The sequence below is a fragment of the Pseudomonas sp. PAMC25584 genome (genome assembly GCF_058135675.1).
Window position 1 is genome coordinate 5729286 of record NZ_CM176870.1, and the last position, 16339, is coordinate 5745624.

The following is a 16339-nucleotide window of genomic DNA, read 5'->3' on the forward strand; positions in this document are numbered from 1 at the left end:
GGGTCACTCCTCAGGCTTGAACGCTCAGGCCGAATTCGGCCGAGGCATCCTGCAACCACAACCACCAGTAATCCGAGAAGCTGCGACGAATCACCAGCTCCCAGGTGTCTTCAGCGGTATGGCGGATCACCAATTGCGACTTGGCGAACACCGTGCCCACCGCCTTGCCCACCGGGAAGTTGTCGGGGTGTACGTCATAACTGGTGGACTTCATCAGCACGTCGCGCACGTTCGGGCCGCGCAGTTCGAGGATCTGCTGACCGCCGCTGACGTTGACGATCTGGATGTGCAGATCGCCCAGGGCGGCGCGCAGGTTTTGTTCGGCGGCGAATTCTTCACCGCTCGGCACCACCAGCAACCACTCATCCGGGCCGAGCCATTGCAGGCTGGTGTCGCCCTTGACGATCACGCTCAGGGCGCCGGGCAGTTCGATGCCCAGGGCTTTGTGGACGCCTGCTGCAAACGCGGCGTCATGGCCGTCGCCACGGATAGTCAGGTGGCCGAGGAGTTTCTTTTCACGCACGGTCACGCCGGCATTCTTGCGGCCCTTGCCGATCAGGCTGGCGAGGTCGGCATGGTGCAGCGACGACTCGGCCTTGGCGCCGGTGGTGGGGCGTTGTGGGTAAACGTTGGCTGCTGTCATAAAGCACCTGTTTGAATTCTGTGGTGACTGTTCTGGCCTCATCGGGGGCAAGCCCCCTCCCACAGGGGAATGCATTTCAAAATGTGGGAGGGGCTTGCCCCCGATGCAGGCGACTCGGTCCGTCAGATGTTTTGGCGTTCGCCTTTCGGATCGAAGAACACCGAAGACACAATCTCCGCCTCGATCACGCTGCCATCGGCCTGGGGCGAAAACACCCGCTCGCCGATGCGCTTCAAGCCGCCCTTGACCACCGCCATCGCAAACGAATAACCCAGGGAGTTATGCGCATAGCTGGAAGTGACGTGGCCGACCATCTTCATCGGGATCGTCTGCTTGGCGTCGAACACCAGTTGCGCGCCTTCTGGTAGCCACACCGTCGGATCGATCGGCTTCAAGCCCACCAGTTGCTTACGCTCTTCGCGCACGCAGTCTTCACGGTTCATGCCGCGCCAGCCGATCCACGAGAACGGTTTGGTGCGGCCGACGCACCAGCCCATGTTCAAGTCGTCCGGGGTCATCGAGCCATCGGTATCCTGGCCGACGATGATGAAGCCCTTCTCGGCCCGCAATACGTGCATGGTTTCAGTGCCATACGGGGTCAGGTTGTACTGCTTGCCCGCCGCGACGATTTGTTCGAGCACGCCCATGGCGTAGTCGGCCTGCACGTTGACTTCATACGACAGCTCGCCGGTAAACGAGATGCGGAACACCCGCGCCGGCACGCCGCCGACCAGGCCTTCTTTCCAGGTCATGAACGGGAAGCCGTCCTTGTCCAGGTCGATGTCGGTGACTTCGGCCAGCAGCTTGCGGCTGTTGGGGCCGGACAGGGTCATGGTCGCCCAGTGGTCGGTGACCGAGGTGAAGTAGACCTTGAGGTCTGGCCATTCGGTCTGTTGGTAGATTTCCAGCCACTGCAGCACACGGGCGGCGCCGCCGGTGGTGGTGGTCATCAGGAAGTGGTTGTCGGCCAGGCACGCGGTCACGCCGTCGTCGAAGACCATGCCGTCTTCCTTGCACATCAGGCCGTAGCGCGCCTTGCCCACGTCGAGCTTGGTCCAGGCATTGCTGTAGATGCGGTTGAGGAACTCGCGGGCATCCGGGCCTTGAATGTCGATCTTGCCGAGGGTCGACGCATCCAGCAGGCCGACGCTGTCGCGCACCGCCAGGCATTCGCGTTTGACCGCCGCGTGCAGGTCTTCACCATTGCGCGGGAAGTACCACGGGCGTTTCCACTGACCGACGTCTTCAAACTCGGCGCCGTTCTTCACATGCCAGGCGTGCAGCGCGGTGTAGCGAACGGGCTCGAAGATATGCCCACAGTGCCGGCCCGCGACCGCGCCGAAGGTCACCGGCGTGTAGTTGGGGCGGAACATGGTGGTGCCCATCTGCGGGATGGTCACGTTCAGCGAGCGCGCGGCAATGGCCAGGCCGTTGACGTTACCCAGCTTGCCCTGGTCGGTGCCGAAGCCCAGCGCGGTGTAGCGTTTGACGTGCTCCACCGACTCGAAACCTTCGCGGGTGGCGAGCTCGATGGCCGCGGCGGTGACGTCGTTCTGCAGGTCGACAAATTGCTTGGGCGCCCGTGCGGTGGCTTTTTCGTGAGGCACCTGGAACAGCGCCAGGGTCGGTTCTTCCAGGCGGTTCAAGGCTTTTGGCAGCGTGCCTTGCACCGGCGCGAAACCGGCTTCGCTGGCGGCGCGCACGCCGCCTTCAAAACCATCCGCCAGGGAATCGCCAAGGCCGTAGACGCCGTTGATACCGCCGACGCACACGCGCTTTTGCGGTGCTTCACCCGGTACAAAACCGAGGATGTCTTCGCGCCAGGTCGGCTTGCCGCCCAAGTGCGACGCCAGGTGGACCACCGGGCTGTAGCCGCCGGAGCTGGCGACCAGATCGCAGTCCAACCACTCGCCGGGGCTGGTGACGGTATGCGCTTTGACATCGATCGCGGCAACGCGGGCGCCGGTCACGTGTTTGCTGCCACGGGCTTCGATCACGGCGCTGCCGGTGAGGATACGAATGCCTTTGGCGCGGGCTTCTTCCACCAGCGCGCCGCGTGGGTTGTGACGGGCATCGGCCACGGCCACCACCTTCAGGCCGGCCTCTAACCAGTCCAGCGCGACGCGGTAGGCGTGGTCGTTGTTGGTCGACAGCAGCAGCTTTTGACCCGGTGCCACGCCGTAACGGCGCACGTAAGTCGAGACCGCACCGGCGAGCATATTGCCCGGCACGTCGTTGTTGCCGTACACCAGCGGACGCTCGCACGCACCGGTCGCCAGCACCACGCGCTTGGCACGCACGCGGTGGATACGCTGGCGCACCTGGCCGATCGGGGCGCGGTCGCCGAGGTGATCGGTGAGGCGCTCGTGAATGGTCAGGAAGTTATGGTCGTGGTAGCCGTTGACCGTGGCGCGGGGCAGCAGCACCACGTCCGGCAGGGCTTTGAGTTCGGCAATGACGCTGGCAACCCATTGATCCGCAGGCTTGCCGTCGAGGCTTTCGCGGGAATCGAGCAACGAGCCACCGAACTCTTCCTGTTCATCGGCGATGATCACGCGGGCACCGCTGCGCGCGGCGGCCAGTGCGGCAGCCAGGCCAGCCGGGCCTGCGCCCACCACCAGCACGTCGCAGTGACGGTTGAAGTTGTCGTAGGTGTCCGGGTCGTTTTCGGTCGGCGAGCGGCCCAGGCCTGCGGCCTTGCGGATGTACTTCTCGTAAGTCATCCAGAACGACTGCGGGTACATGAAGGTTTTGTAGTAGAAACCCGGCGGCATCAGCTTGCCGCCGACTTTGCCGAGAATGCCCATCACGTCGTTGTTCACGCTCGGCCAGCCGTTGGTGCTGGTGGCGACCAACCCCTGGTACAACGCTTGTTGCGTGGCGCGCACGTTGGGAATCTGGGTGGCTTCGGTGGCGCCGATCTGCAGCACCGCGTTCGGCTCTTCGGCACCGGCGGCAAAGATGCCGCGGGGGCGCGAGTACTTGAAGCTGCGGCCGATGATGTCGACACCGTTGGCCAGCAGCGCGGCGGCCAGGGTGTCACCTTCGAAGCCTTTGTAGCTCTGGCCGTTGAAGCTGAAGGTCAGGACTTTGTTACGGTCGATCCGACCACCGTTGGACAGGCGATTGATCTGGCTCATACCTTCGCTCCAGCAGCCTTGGCGGTGAATTGCGGCGTGGTGCCGATCTTGTAGGTTTCAAGAATTTCGTAAGTCACGGTGTCGCGGGTCGCGTTGAAGTACTGACGGCAACCGGCGGCGTGAATCCACAGCTCGTGGTGCAGGCCACGGGGGTTGTCGCGAAAGAACATGTAGTCGCCCCACTCTTCATCGGTGCAGGCGTTCGGGTCCAGCGGGCGCGGGATGTGCGCTTGGCCGGACGCGTGGAATTCCTCTTCGGAGCGCAGTTCGCCACAGTGAGGACAGAAGATATGCAACATAGGAAATTTCTCCTGTTAGTGGGCGACGGCCGCGGCGCCGTGTTCGTCGATCAACGCACCGTTGTGGAACCGGTCGATGGAAAAAGGTGCGGCCAACGGGTGCATTTCACCCTTGGCCAGGCTCGCGGCAAATACGTTGCCTGAACCCGGAGTGGCCTTGAAGCCACCGGTGCCCCAACCGCAGTTGAAGAACATGTTCGGCACTGGGGTCTTGGAGATGATCGGGCAGGCGTCCGGCGTGGTGTCGACGATGCCGCCCCACTGGCGGTTCATGCGCACGCGCGACAACACCGGGAATATCTCGACGATGGCCTGGATGGTGTGTTCGATCACCGGGTACGAGCCGCGCTGGCCGTAGCCGTTGTAGCCGTCAATACCGGCGCCGATCACCAGGTCGCCCTTGTCGGACTGGCTGATGTAGCCGTGTACAGCGTTGGACATGATCACGCTGTCGATAATTGGCTTGATCGGCTCCGACACCAGCGCTTGCAGCGGGTGGGATTCGATCGGCAGGCGGAAACCGGCAAGCGAGGCCATGTGCCCGGAGTTACCGGCCGTGACCACGCCGACGCGCTTGGCGCCGATAAAGCCCTTGTTGGTTTCCACGCCGATGCACACGCCGTTTTCCTTACGGAAGCCGATCACTTCGGTTTGCTGGATCAAATCCACCCCGAGTGCGTCGGCGGCGCGGGCAAAGCCCCAGGCCACGGCGTCGTGACGGGCTACGCCGCCGCGCCGTTGCACGGTGGCGCCGAGCACCGGGTAGCGGGTGTTCTTCGAGCAATCGAGGTACGGAATTTCGTCTGCCACTTGTTGCGCGTTGAGCAACTCGCCGTCCACGCCGTTGAGGCGGTTGGCGCTGACGCGACGCTCGGAATCGCGGATGTCCTGCAGGGTGTGGCACAGGTTGTAGACGCCGCGCTGGGAGAACATCACGTTGTAGTTCAGGTCCTGGGACAGGCCTTCCCACAGTTTCATCGCGTGTTCGTACAGGTGCGCCGACTCGTCCCACAGGTAGTTGGAACGCACGATGGTGGTGTTGCGTGCGGTGTTACCGCCGCCTAACCAGCCTTTCTCGACCACGGCCACGTTGGTGATGCCGTGCTCCTTGGCCAGGTAGTAGGCGGTCGCCAGACCATGCCCGCCACCGCCGACGATGACCACGTCGTAGATCTTTTTAGGCGTCGGCGTGCGCCACATCTTCTGCCAGTTTTCGTGGTGGCTGAGTGAGTGCTTGAAGAGGCCGAAGCCCGAGTAGCGTTGCATAGTCATTACTCCAAAACCGCGCTCAGCGATAAACCGGGAAATCAGCGCACAGGGCAGACACGTGCTTGGCCACGTCGGCCTCGACATCGGCGTCGCCGAGGTTGTCGAGGATGTCGCAGATCCAGCCAGCCAGTTCGATGCATTGCGGCACTTTGAAACCGCGCGTGGTCACCGCCGGGGTGCCAATGCGCAGGCCCGAGGTCACGAACGGCGACTGCGGGTCATTCGGCACGGCGTTCTTGTTGACGGTGATGTGCGCGCGACCGAGGGCGGCGTCCGCCTCTTTACCGGTGAGGCCCTGGCGAATCAGGCTGACCAGGAACAGGTGGTTATCGGTGCCGCCCGACACTACATCGTAGCCGCGTTTGATAAACACGCTGGCCATGGCCTGGGCGTTGTCGATCACGTGTTGCTGGTAGACCTTGAAGCCCGGCTCCTGGGCTTCCTTGAAGCACACCGCCTTGCCGGCGATGACGTGCATCAGCGGGCCGCCCTGGGCGCCGGGGAATACGGCGGCGTTGAGTTTCTTTTCAATCGTCTCGTTGGCACGCGCCAGAATCAGGCCGCCACGCGGACCGCGCAGGGTCTTGTGGGTGGTGGTGGTGACCACGTCGGCGTAGGGCAGCGGGTTCGGGTACAAACCGGCAGCCACCAGGCCGGCGACGTGGGCCATGTCGACGAACAGCAGCGCACCGACCTTGTCGGCGATCTGACGAAAGCGTGGGAAATCCAGGGTTTTTGAGTAGGCGGAGAAACCGGCCACCACCATCTTCGGCTGGTGCTCCACGGCCAGGCGCTCGACTTCGTCGTAGTCGATCAGGCCGGTGTCGGTGTTGATGCCGTATTGCACCGCGTTGTACAGCTTGCCCGAGGACGACACTTTAGCGCCGTGGGTCAGGTGACCGCCGTGGGCCAGGCTCATGCCGAGGATGGTGTCACCGGCGTTCAACAGCGCCAGGTACACCGCGCTGTTGGCGGAGGAGCCGGAGTGCGGTTGCACGTTGGCGTAATCGGCGCCGAACAACTGCTTGGCGCGTTCGATGGCCAGGGCTTCGACCTTGTCCACGTGCTCGCAGCCACCGTAGTAGCGCTTGCCCGGGTAGCCTTCGGCGTATTTGTTGGTCAGGCCGCTGCCCTGGGCTTGCATCACGCGTTTGCTGGTGTAGTTCTCCGACGCGATCAGCTCGATATGATCTTCCTGCCGCTGCTCCTCAGCATTCATGGCCGCGAGCAGTGCGTCGTCATATCCCTGGATCTGGTCTTGTTTGCTGAACATCGCGTCTCTCCCAGCCTTTCGTATTGTTAAGGCCCATGCAGAGCCCTTTGATGCGATGGTAGGGCTGGCGCCGATAGGTCAAATGCCTACGGACGCCACGCAAAGGTGCGTTTACGACATGGCGACAACAACGCCGAACAAATGTGGAAGGGGCGGTGCGACGGTTCGACTTGCCCCCGATAGCGGTGGATCAGCTTGCACATGCCGTGGCAGACACACCGCTATCTAACCCCTTGGTCCATCGGGCTCGTGCGCTCTTTACCTCCGATGTTGATGTTCAACTAGCCCCAGGTATTCACTTGAGCGCTCCCCTCAGAGTAGGCATTGATCTACACTCCCGTCAGGTTGATCTGCCCGCTGGCATTAAGCTCCAGCACGCTCCTGCCGCACACCAGTCGCAGGTGTTCACCCACCTCGTCATGCCTAATATGCTTGTTCCGGTCATGCCCGACGGAGTGGCTCTCATCCACCTCAACCACGATGCCCTGATTCCTCTCGGTATGGATATACACCTGTTCCAACCCCTTCTTGTCCTCCATGCGGATTTCATTGAAGTTGGCCGGCGTGCCAGTTGTGCATAGGGAGTTATTAAACAAGTTCATTTAATTCCCTTTCCAAAACTGAACTTATGAAATTTCCGTTACCGTTTCACCCTCAAATGTTTGCACAGCTATTCGATAGATTACTGTCCAGCCACTCTCTTTCGATTTTTCGACGATGTGTTTTGAGCCAAACACATAGACGGTATCGCCCAATGACATTTTTTCTCCTAAGTGCAGCGCCGAAGGTGATATTAAAAATTGATGTAGAAAGGCCATGGGGCGCCCCTGGTGATACAACCAGGCGGGCTCTCCTACCCATACGGGTTTTTCTTTCAAACAAAGAAACTCACTTTTAAGGCGCTCAGACAGCCATTTTTTTTATTTTTTGGAGCGCCTTGCTCTACATAATCGTCATACAACGATCGAGCAAATTCCTCTGCGCCATCGGCTTCCATGGAAGCGGATTGCTTTTGTGCGACCCCCATTGCAGCGCCCCAAAAAACGTGAAAATCCGTCAACTCATTCATGTTCTCTCCTATAAGTCCCGTATCACAATTGCCCGGTTGTTTTTACAACTCTCACCACACCCCAACCAGTATGGCGATACTTGTCCATCGACTCATGCCCCCAAGGTGTGGTTTTGGTCAAATTCCAATCCTCATGAGCGACCTTCGAGCCGGAGCGCTGAGGAATGTATTGATGGTTCAGCTCCATCGATATATCTATCTCCCTCTTCGTGCCGACACGCTTGAGTCTTCGATTCCTCGCGCTGTCACGGTAACGGATCTCCACTTTCATCCTGGGCGCTTTTCCTTCCGACATCCGCGCCAGATTCTTAGCAGAGTACTTACCCTTAGGAGCTGTACGTGCCCCTTCTTTCCAGTGGTCTTTCCTAGCAGTACTCCAGCACTTCCATCCCCAAGGATCAGCCCAGCCAACTGGGTTCGATGCAAATTGGTATAGGTTCAGACCGCCCGCCAGACCAATCGGATCCGGCGTCGTAAACCGCCCCACATCCGGATCGTAAAACCGAAACGTGTTGTAGTGCAGCCCGATTTCCCGATCCAGATACTGCCCCTGAAACCGCAGGTTCTGCTCTTCAATGTAGTAAGGCTCACACACCTCTTCTACCGTGTTCCCCCACACCCGATAAGTCGCCCGCCACACCGTTTTCCCATCAGCTTCCGTCAGTTGCTCCGGCAACCCATTCAAGTCGTTGTGGTAATAGCGCACGCTCTGGTGTTCGCCCACGCCATCAATCCGGGCCAGCGGCGTGTAGCCATCGTCCTCATAGAGATACAGGCTGGTTTGACTATGCCGATGCTCCTGCAGCAGGCGCAGGCCATCCCAGGTGAAGCGGGTTTCTCCCAGCGCATAACCCCGGCTGTCGTGTTCGGTTTTAGTGATGCGTCGACCGAGCGGGTCGTAGGTCATGTTCACGACCGTTTCTCGCTCGCCTTTTTGGCTGCGCACTTGGATCAAGCGGTGTTCAGCATCGTAGGCAAAGCGCTGTACGCCGCGTTTGGCGCTGCGCTTTTCGATCATTCGGCCGAAGCCGTCGTAGCGGTAACGCTTGTCCTGGTAGGTCAGCAGTTTGTTATGCACCACCAGCCCGGCGCCGGGTTGCGGGCCGTCGAGCAGGTTGGCGGCGGCGTCGTAGGCGAAGGTTTCGCGTTGGCCTTGTATGTTGTCCTGGGTGGCGATGATGCGGCCGGTGGCGTCGTAGTGCAGCAGTTCGCGGTGTTCGTCTTCCCGGCGGCAGATCAGGTTGTTGGCGGGGTCGTACTCGAAGTGCTTTTGCGCCGCTGCCGGCATCAACGAGGGCTGGCTGGCGTGGCGGCGCTGGCGTGCGCGCAGGCGGCCGCTGCGGTCGTATTCGCTGCGGGTGCTGAGTTGGCCTTGGGTGCGCAGCACTTCGCGGTGCAGGCGGTCGCGTTCGAAGTCGCTGATGACGTGGCCGTCGAGGTTGATCTGGTGCAGGTGGCCGCTGCCGTAGTACAGGCGATTGAGCCAGCGGCCATCGGGCAGTTGCGTTTGGATCAGGTTGCCGAGTTCGTCGTAGTGGTGGTGCAGATTGCCCGCTGAACTCTGTTCGGCAAGCAACTGGCCAAGGGCGTCGTAAGCGAAACCCAGGGCTTGGGTATTGCCCTGCAAGTCGGTGAAGGTGACGGCGGTTAGCTGGTCCACCGCATCGTAGCTGTAGTGGGTGCGGCCATCGTCGGTGGTCTTGGCAATCAACCGGCCAACCGCATCGCGCTCCAGCCGATGCACGATGGGGGCGGGAGGTGTCTCGGGAATCAGGGCCAGGCCGTTTCCGTAAGGTGCCGCGAAGGCGGTCACCATCGTGATGTTATCCAGCCGGTCGTAGTCGTAGCGCTTGGCGCTGCCGTCAAGGTCTTGTTGCTCGGTCAACCGATCCCCGGCATCCCAGGCAAACCGATAACGTTCGCCGTTCTCGTTGGTCAGCGCTTGCAGTCGCCCGTAGCTGTCATACCCGAATTGCACCTGCCGGCCATGGGCATCGGTACGCTGGCGTACCTGGCCGCGACGGTTGTGCTGGTAGAGCGTGGTGTGACCGGCGGGGTCGGTATAGCCCACCAACTGACCGCTTGCATCACGCTGATATTGCTCGGTGCGCCCGTCCGGCAGTTGGCTGCTGAGCAAGCGTCCTTGAGCGTTGTAGCTAAATTGAGTGCGTTCGCCGAGGGCGTCGGTGATGACCTGCAAATAGCCCCGCTCGTCGTAGCGAAAGCGCGTGGGGTAGCCTGAGCAATCGACATGCTCGACCAGTTGCCCGAACGGGTTCCAGCGCAGCTTTTTACTTTTGCCGGTGGCGTCGATGATTTCCACTGCTTGGCCGAAGCGGTCGTATCGATAGCGCGTTGTCTGACCAAGTGGATCGATTTCGCTGACGCAGTTGCCGCGCGGGTCGTACCGGTATTGCCAGGCCTGTCCGGCGGCATCGGTTTCCACCAACGGCAGCGACCAATGCTGCAGCCACAAGGTGGATTCGATCGGCCCCAACGGATCTTGCGTCTCGCACAGGTTGCCGGACTCGTCGTAACCGAACCTCCACTGACCGCCCTGAGGATCGGTGGCACCGAGCAACTGGCGCTCGTCATTCCATTCGAATTGCCAGGTTTGGCCGAGGTTGTCGGTGTATTCGGTGATCTGGTACTGGGCATTCCACCGACGGGTGCTGACCCGTTGCAAGCCATCGGTAATCCGCGTGATCCCAGCGTGTAGGTCATAGTCGAACTGGTAGTCGTCGCCCTCATCGGTCCAGTGTCGGATCACGCGCCATTCGGCGTCGTCCACACAGGCCCACTGGTAATAGCAGCGCTGCCCGGTAGGCCGTTGGTGCTCGACCATGTGCCGGCCGCTGTCGTAGGCAAAGCGGCGCTGTAGATGCCCGGAAGTATCGCGAACTTCGGCCAGGTCGCCATGAGCGTCATAGGCATAGCTGACTAGGGTTTCGCGGCTGTGGTCGGCGAACAGCCGTTCAATCTGCTCGACCCGCCCGAGTTTTTGCTGGCTGTAGCCCAGCTCGATTCGCACATCATTGAAGGAATCGCGTAACCGGCTCAAGCGACCTTGGGCGTCATAGTCGAGGAGGATGCGGTTGTCGTTGCGGTCCCCTAACTGGCTCAGGCGCAGGTGCGACGGGTTGCCGGGCGTTGGTTCGAACAGCCGATAGAGCCCGTCGACGCTTTCAATCAGCAACTGCCCGTCGGCATGGCGCCGCACGCTCAGGCCTTCGCCCGCGCTGAACACCGCGCCGCCCAAGGGGATCACGCCCATGTCGATCTGCCGGGCCTGCTCGTCGGTGTAGACCAGGCGCTCGCCGCCCTCGGGAAGCCCACCCGTCTCGACGAAGACTTCGTAGATCACACTCCAACCGGCGCCGAACAGGCCATCGCGGCGTTCATCCCGACTGCTGTAGTAACGCTGCCACTCGATCGGCAACAGGCCCGGCAGGGCGAAGTCCACGTCGTCTTCACCGTCGAGAACTTTCGCGCCCGTGGCGCTGTGTACCGGGTTGGGCGAACCTGCGGCCGCAGCGGTCAACGCATTGCTCACCTGGCCGCTGCCCCACGACACCAGCCCGCCCACGGCCATGCACGGCAACTTGCTGAAGAATTTCGCGCCACCGCCGCGCAACGTCAGCAGCGCCGTCACCGCCAGCCCGACACCGGGCGTCTTGCCGCTGCGAATCTCGCGAACCACCACGGGCGCTCCGCCGATGATCACATTCGGCGAAATCTGTACCGTCCCAACCTTGGCCTCGCAGGTGCTCCGATCCCCACTGCGCACGGCGGGCTGGCCGTTGATAAATACGCGACTGGAACCCTCGGCCATGTATTGCTCTGGCATCGGCGGGTGTTTATGGCAGTCGACTTTATCGCCAGGACAAGGCACCGCGCCCGCCACCGGAGTAGCGGCAGTCGGGCGCCATAGCTGAGAGAAAAACCCTTCAGCGATATCCAGATAAGCAGGCTCACCACCTGGCGCTGCGATTACATCCGAGATTTTGCCAGCCGCCCGCGCAGCGGGTTTACCGTTGATGAATACGTTGGGCGAACCGCTGCTGATGAAGGCGTCGATGACGGGAGGAAACAGGGCATTGGCGAAATACTCACATAATCGCGAGAGGCCTTTATCCGCGCCGGTTTTGCTCATGCCGACGCCGACCACCGCACCCACCACAGCGCCGAGTACCACGCAGCCGAGACCGCCAGTCGCCACGGTGACACCCGCCGCCGCAACCACCGCCGCTGTCGCCAAGGCCGTCACGGCCACGCTGGCGGCAATCTCCAGGACTCCGCCTAAAACGTCGGCCAGCATGGAACTGTGCAGAAGTGCATCGCCCTCGCGGGCAGCCCAAGGCGTGTCAGTCATGCGTAACGATCCGTGTCTGAAAAAGACTCGGATCAAATCACGCAGTGACGGTATTGCTCAGGTGAGACTTTCCGAGATTCTCGTAAGAACTTTCCCAATGCAGATAGCCATAAAAGAAAATGAACACGTTTCCAGTCGAGGACAGAAATCAGATGCCCCATGAGATTTTTGATGCTCATAGAGCATTGGGTTGATCCCTAAAAGGGGTTGGCTATGGCTTCGCGGACCAGTAGCAACAGCAGGAAATGTGCGGGATACAAGGCATACGCCCAGCGGCGCATGGCCGGTGGCGAGGTGTTTTGGGTGTGTCGCAACAGGACCAGGCCGAGCAGCGGCGCAAGCAGGCAGGCGCTCAATCCCATCAGCGCCACCGGCGTGCCGCTATCGAGCAGGATTTGCCATTGATTGGCAGCCACACACAGCAGCCCCGGCAACACGCTGAAATACCATGGCCGACGAAACACCACCAGCATCGCCAACGGCAGCAACACACCAAAGAAACCGAACATCAGCTGCGTGGAAAATACAGCGCCTATCGCCAGGGCAATCAGTGCCAATCCTCGATCAACAAGCGCCTTCTGCTGCCATCCTCGGGCAACCAGCAGGCCCAGCGCCAATGTGGGCAACACGTTCAACGTATCGGCATCGTCGATAAACAGCCGGTACGGCACTTCGCTGATCACGCTGAACAGCACCAGCCAGCCCAGGTAACGCCATTGGCCGGTGAGCGCTACGTTGCGCATCCGATGCACATTCGCCGCAATCGCCAGGCAAAACCACGGGAACGCCAGGCGTCCCGGCACATACAGGCCGTCCAGGCTCAACCCGACATAACGCAAGTGGTCCAGTACCATGCTCAGCAGCGCCAGCCACTTAAGCAAATCCAAAGCGCCATCGCGGACGCGTCCGACAGGAAACGTTTCAGTACCGTGCATAATTCCCCAGTGACTTTGCATTTACAGTGCGTGCGCACGCCCGACAATCTTGGTTACAGTGCGCACCAACATCGACCACAGGAATGGGCCATGACCGACAAGAGCCAACAATTCGCCAGCGATAACTATTCCGGCATCTGCCCGGAAGCCTGGGCCGCCATGGAACAAGCCAACCACGGCCATCAACGCGCCTATGGCGATGATGAATGGACCCACCGCGCCGCCGACGGTTTCCGCAACCTGTTCGAGACCGACTGCGAAGTGTTCTTCGCCTTCAACGGCACCGCCGCCAACTCGCTGGCGCTGTCCTCGTTGTGCCAGAGCTACCATAGCGTGATTTGCTCGGAAACCGCCCACGTCGAAACCGACGAATGCGGCGCGCCGGAGTTTTTCTCCAACGGCTCCAAGCTGCTCACCGCACGCACCGAAAACGGCAAGCTGACCCCGGAGTCGATCCGCGAGATCGCCCTCAAGCGTCAGGATATCCACTACCCCAAACCCCGCGTGGTGACCCTCACCCAGGCCACTGAAGTCGGCAGCGTGTACACCCCGGAAGAAATCCGCGCCATCAGCGCCACCTGCAAAGAGCTCGGCCTGAACCTGCACATGGACGGCGCGCGCTTTGCCAACGCCTGCGCGTTCCTCGGCTGTTCACCGGCCGACCTGACCTGGAAAGCCGGGGTGGACGTGCTGTGCTTTGGCGGCACGAAAAACGGCATGGCCGTGGGCGAAGCGATCCTGTTCTTCAACCACGCCCTGGCCGAAGACTTCGACTACCGCTGCAAACAGGCCGGCCAGCTCGCGTCGAAGATGCGCTTCCTCTCGGCCCCGTGGGTGGGCCTGCTGGAAAACCACGCCTGGCTCAAACACGCGCGCCACGCCAACCACTGCGCGCAGTTGTTGAGCAGCCTGGTGGCGGATATTCCAGGGGTCGAGTTGATGTTTCCGGTGCAGGCCAACGGCGTGTTCCTGCAACTCTCGGAGCCGGCCATTGCCGCGCTGACGGCCAAGGGCTGGCGCTTCTACACCTTCATCGGCAAAGGCGGCGCGCGCTTCATGTGTGCGTGGGACACCGAGGAAGAACGCGTGCGCGAACTGGCGGCGGATATTCGTGAAGTGATGGGCGCCTGAAACGACGGCCCGCGTCGCAGGCTCATGACCTGCGGCGCGGGCCTGCAGCAACTGGCTGGCGCATGATTTAACGCCCAACGCCTACCGCTCGCGCATCTGGCTCACCCACGTATGTTCACAAGGCCTTCGGCTGAAGCGCTTGCCATTCATCAATGGGGCCGCGGTTGGTGAGATGGGTCCCGCCGTTGAATTTCACCGCCAGTTTATTGACGGCGTTCAAGGCCGTCGTCACCGCCCCTTCCGCCCAGCCTCCCGTCCACGAAACGTCGTCACCCGCGAGAATGAAGCCATCGGGGTTCGCGCTCGACACACCGTTCATGAACTGAGAAAACAACAAGCGCTGGTACTCGTACTGTCCCGGCAGGTTCATTTTGAACGCGCACAGGAAAAACGGCTGCTCTTCCCAGTTGATTTCAACAAACGGGTTGGTCATGCCGAACTCAGCGGCCAGATTCAACTGATGAGGGGCATACACGCTATCCAGCAGGGTTGTGCATAACTGCACGTGGGACGGCAGCGGCGCACTGCGATCACCCAGGAATTTGAGGGCGTCATCATTCCAGGTGTAAGACAAAAACAGGCCACTGCCGTTGTGAGGTCCCGGGCTATCGCCATAGTCCAGCAGGTAGGTGCCGCGGGTGATTCGATCCGACAACGTCACACTCATCCTGTACTGCGAATCAGCCTCCCTGTCGGTCCAGAACGGTCGTTTGGTTTGCGCGAAGATTTTTGCCGACTGCATGTAATGGGTGTACATCACCGCTTCCCATTCCTTGCCGGATAACAGGTCATTCATCGCGTTGAAGCGGGCAGCGCCATCCATATAACGGAATTTGTCGAGGACCCGTTTGTGCGGGGTATAGACCACGGCAGGAAAGGTGTATTGGCGGTCGCTTCCCAGGTTGTGATCAAACACCCACACGTCGAACTCGCCATCCTGCCGCCGCAGGATCTGCCGCACTTCCTGCTTCAAAGGCTGAGCGATGACCTGGGTAGTCAGGCCTTGGACGGTGGTGCCCACAGGCCAATGGACCATGGCGTCGTTGAAGGTGTCCGGGGCACGCGTCCAAAGCCGGTTTGGCAGCTCGCTGGAGCCGTCATACATCAGCTTGTGGTTGGTATCCAGCCCGGTATACAGCACCCGTAACACCTCCAGAAAGCAGTTCGGGTAATCGGTGTTCCAACCGCCAGTGCCGAAGCCGATCTGGCCAAACAGATCGATATCTTCGCGACTCCAACCCGCCTGCTCGACCATCGCGGCAAAAAAACTGAGGTTGTCCCAACCTGCATCAAGGATCGCGTTCCACAAGGCTTTGATCCTGGCCTGATCAAGGCTGCCCTCGGACATTGCCGCTTCCATCTCGGTGAACTTGATCGGATCCTGCTCAAGAAATACTTCGAATAACTTGCGCTCGATCTCAGCGTAATCAACCGGCAGATTATCGCCTTCGTAATAAACCTGTTTTTGCTGGTAGTCGACGACCGTGCTGGGGGTAAAAGGCGACCCCGGATTGGGAAACTCCGTCGAGTTGGCCCGCATGCCAACTTTGTCGAAATAGTGCATCAACGCCTTGCCTGAAACAGGAAAGCGCATGGCACCCATTTCGCAGATAACACTGTTCGTAGAATCTTGCGGATCACCCACCACATAGGAATACAGTCGCCCACCGATGCGGTCACTGGCCTCTACCACCACCGGGTGCAACCCCATGCGCATGGCTTCATACGCCGCCACCATTCCAGCGACTCCGGCGCCGACGATCAATACCTGGCTGCCATATGCCAGGCGGGATACCTGCGCCAACGGCGTGCCGTTACGGGCGGCCGTATCGAGAAACCGGGCGTAATGAAAAGGAAAGTCTGGAACAAGTGCAGTGACATCGTTGGCAAGCAAGCGCGCGGCGCCTTTACTGCGGGAGGGAATAGCAGACATGGCAATCATCCTTGGCATGTAATGAGGACGTCCACCTACTGCTTAACTGCGAAGGGCGAATACGACGGGTGCGCTGCTCAGCGTAGATACTTGTAGGAAATGTCTCTATATCGCTTAGGAATAAAAAACTGATTCGTAATGCAAACCCCTTGTCAGGGGGGGTTTAGGCAATCAGTTCAGAAAATCCTGAAGTGACTATTTGCGAATACCGATTCAATAATTTATTTAGTTACAAGACTCTTCGTAGCCTCACTCAATAAAAACAGACCGTGATG

At 60.5% G+C, this 16339-nt stretch carries 11 protein-coding genes and 1 pseudogene; 1 reads left to right on the forward strand and 11 read right to left on the reverse strand.

Features of this window, described 5'->3' with window-relative positions; all coding sequences use genetic code 11:
• Window positions 1-10 precede the first annotated feature (10 nt).
• The 10 genes and pseudogenes from ACS5Q8_RS26890 to ACS5Q8_RS26935 all read right to left on the reverse strand — a co-directional run bounded on the left by ACS5Q8_RS26890 (window position 11) and on the right by ACS5Q8_RS26935 (window position 13000).
• On the reverse strand, window positions 11-643 hold the full coding sequence (locus ACS5Q8_RS26890; protein WP_276195205.1) for a sarcosine oxidase subunit gamma: 633 nt from the start codon (window positions 641-643) through the stop codon (window positions 11-13).
• Window positions 644-765: 122 nt separating this feature from the next.
• Window positions 766-3783: a sarcosine oxidase subunit alpha gene (locus tag ACS5Q8_RS26895; protein WP_276195206.1), complete on the reverse strand. Its 3018-nt coding sequence runs from the start codon at window positions 3781-3783 to the stop codon at window positions 766-768.
• On the reverse strand, window positions 3780-4082 hold the full coding sequence (locus ACS5Q8_RS26900; protein ID WP_276195207.1) for a sarcosine oxidase subunit delta: 303 nt from the start codon (window positions 4080-4082) through the stop codon (window positions 3780-3782). Before ACS5Q8_RS26900 ends, ACS5Q8_RS26895 begins: the two co-directional genes overlap by 4 nt.
• Before the next feature lie 15 nt (window positions 4083-4097).
• A complete protein-coding gene (locus ACS5Q8_RS26905; RefSeq protein ID WP_465159630.1) occupies window positions 4098-5348 on the reverse strand; it encodes a sarcosine oxidase subunit beta family protein in 1251 nt (416 codons plus the stop codon).
• Window positions 5349-5370: 22 nt separating this feature from the next.
• A complete protein-coding gene (locus ACS5Q8_RS26910) occupies window positions 5371-6624 on the reverse strand; it encodes a serine hydroxymethyltransferase (protein WP_247403722.1) in 1254 nt (417 codons plus the stop codon).
• Between the two features lie 413 nt (window positions 6625-7037).
• Window positions 7038-7193, reverse strand: a pseudogene (locus ACS5Q8_RS26915) (bacteriophage T4 gp5 trimerization domain-containing protein); the annotation flags it as partial.
• Between the two features lie 57 nt (window positions 7194-7250).
• Complete coding sequence (locus ACS5Q8_RS26920) at window positions 7251-7442, reverse strand: hypothetical protein (protein ID WP_276195208.1); 192 nt, start codon at window positions 7440-7442, stop codon at window positions 7251-7253.
• 56 nt (window positions 7443-7498) lie between these two features.
• Complete coding sequence (locus tag ACS5Q8_RS26925) at window positions 7499-7693, reverse strand: hypothetical protein (protein ID WP_426102262.1); 195 nt, start codon at window positions 7691-7693, stop codon at window positions 7499-7501.
• 22 nt (window positions 7694-7715) lie between these two features.
• Entirely contained in the window at window positions 7716-12065 is a 4350-nt protein-coding gene (locus tag ACS5Q8_RS26930) for an RHS repeat-associated core domain-containing protein (protein ID WP_465159631.1), read from the reverse strand.
• A 197-nt stretch (window positions 12066-12262) separates the two neighbouring features.
• A complete protein-coding gene (locus ACS5Q8_RS26935) occupies window positions 12263-13000 on the reverse strand; it encodes a TraX family protein (protein ID WP_276195211.1) in 738 nt (245 codons plus the stop codon).
• Window positions 13001-13090: 90 nt separating this feature from the next.
• Between ACS5Q8_RS26935 and ACS5Q8_RS26940 the strand changes: the two genes are divergently transcribed.
• The gene (locus ACS5Q8_RS26940; RefSeq protein ID WP_465159632.1) at window positions 13091-14131 is read left to right on the forward strand and encodes a threonine aldolase family protein; all 1041 of its coding nucleotides are present in this window, start codon (window positions 13091-13093) and stop codon (window positions 14129-14131) included.
• 115 nt (window positions 14132-14246) lie between these two features.
• Here ACS5Q8_RS26940 and ACS5Q8_RS26945 read toward each other — a convergent pair whose 3' ends face one another.
• Window positions 14247-16064 (reverse strand): flavin monoamine oxidase family protein, encoded by a 1818-nt coding sequence (locus tag ACS5Q8_RS26945; RefSeq protein WP_465159633.1) that lies wholly within the window; start codon window positions 16062-16064, stop codon window positions 14247-14249.
• Window positions 16065-16339: the final 275 nt, after the last annotated feature.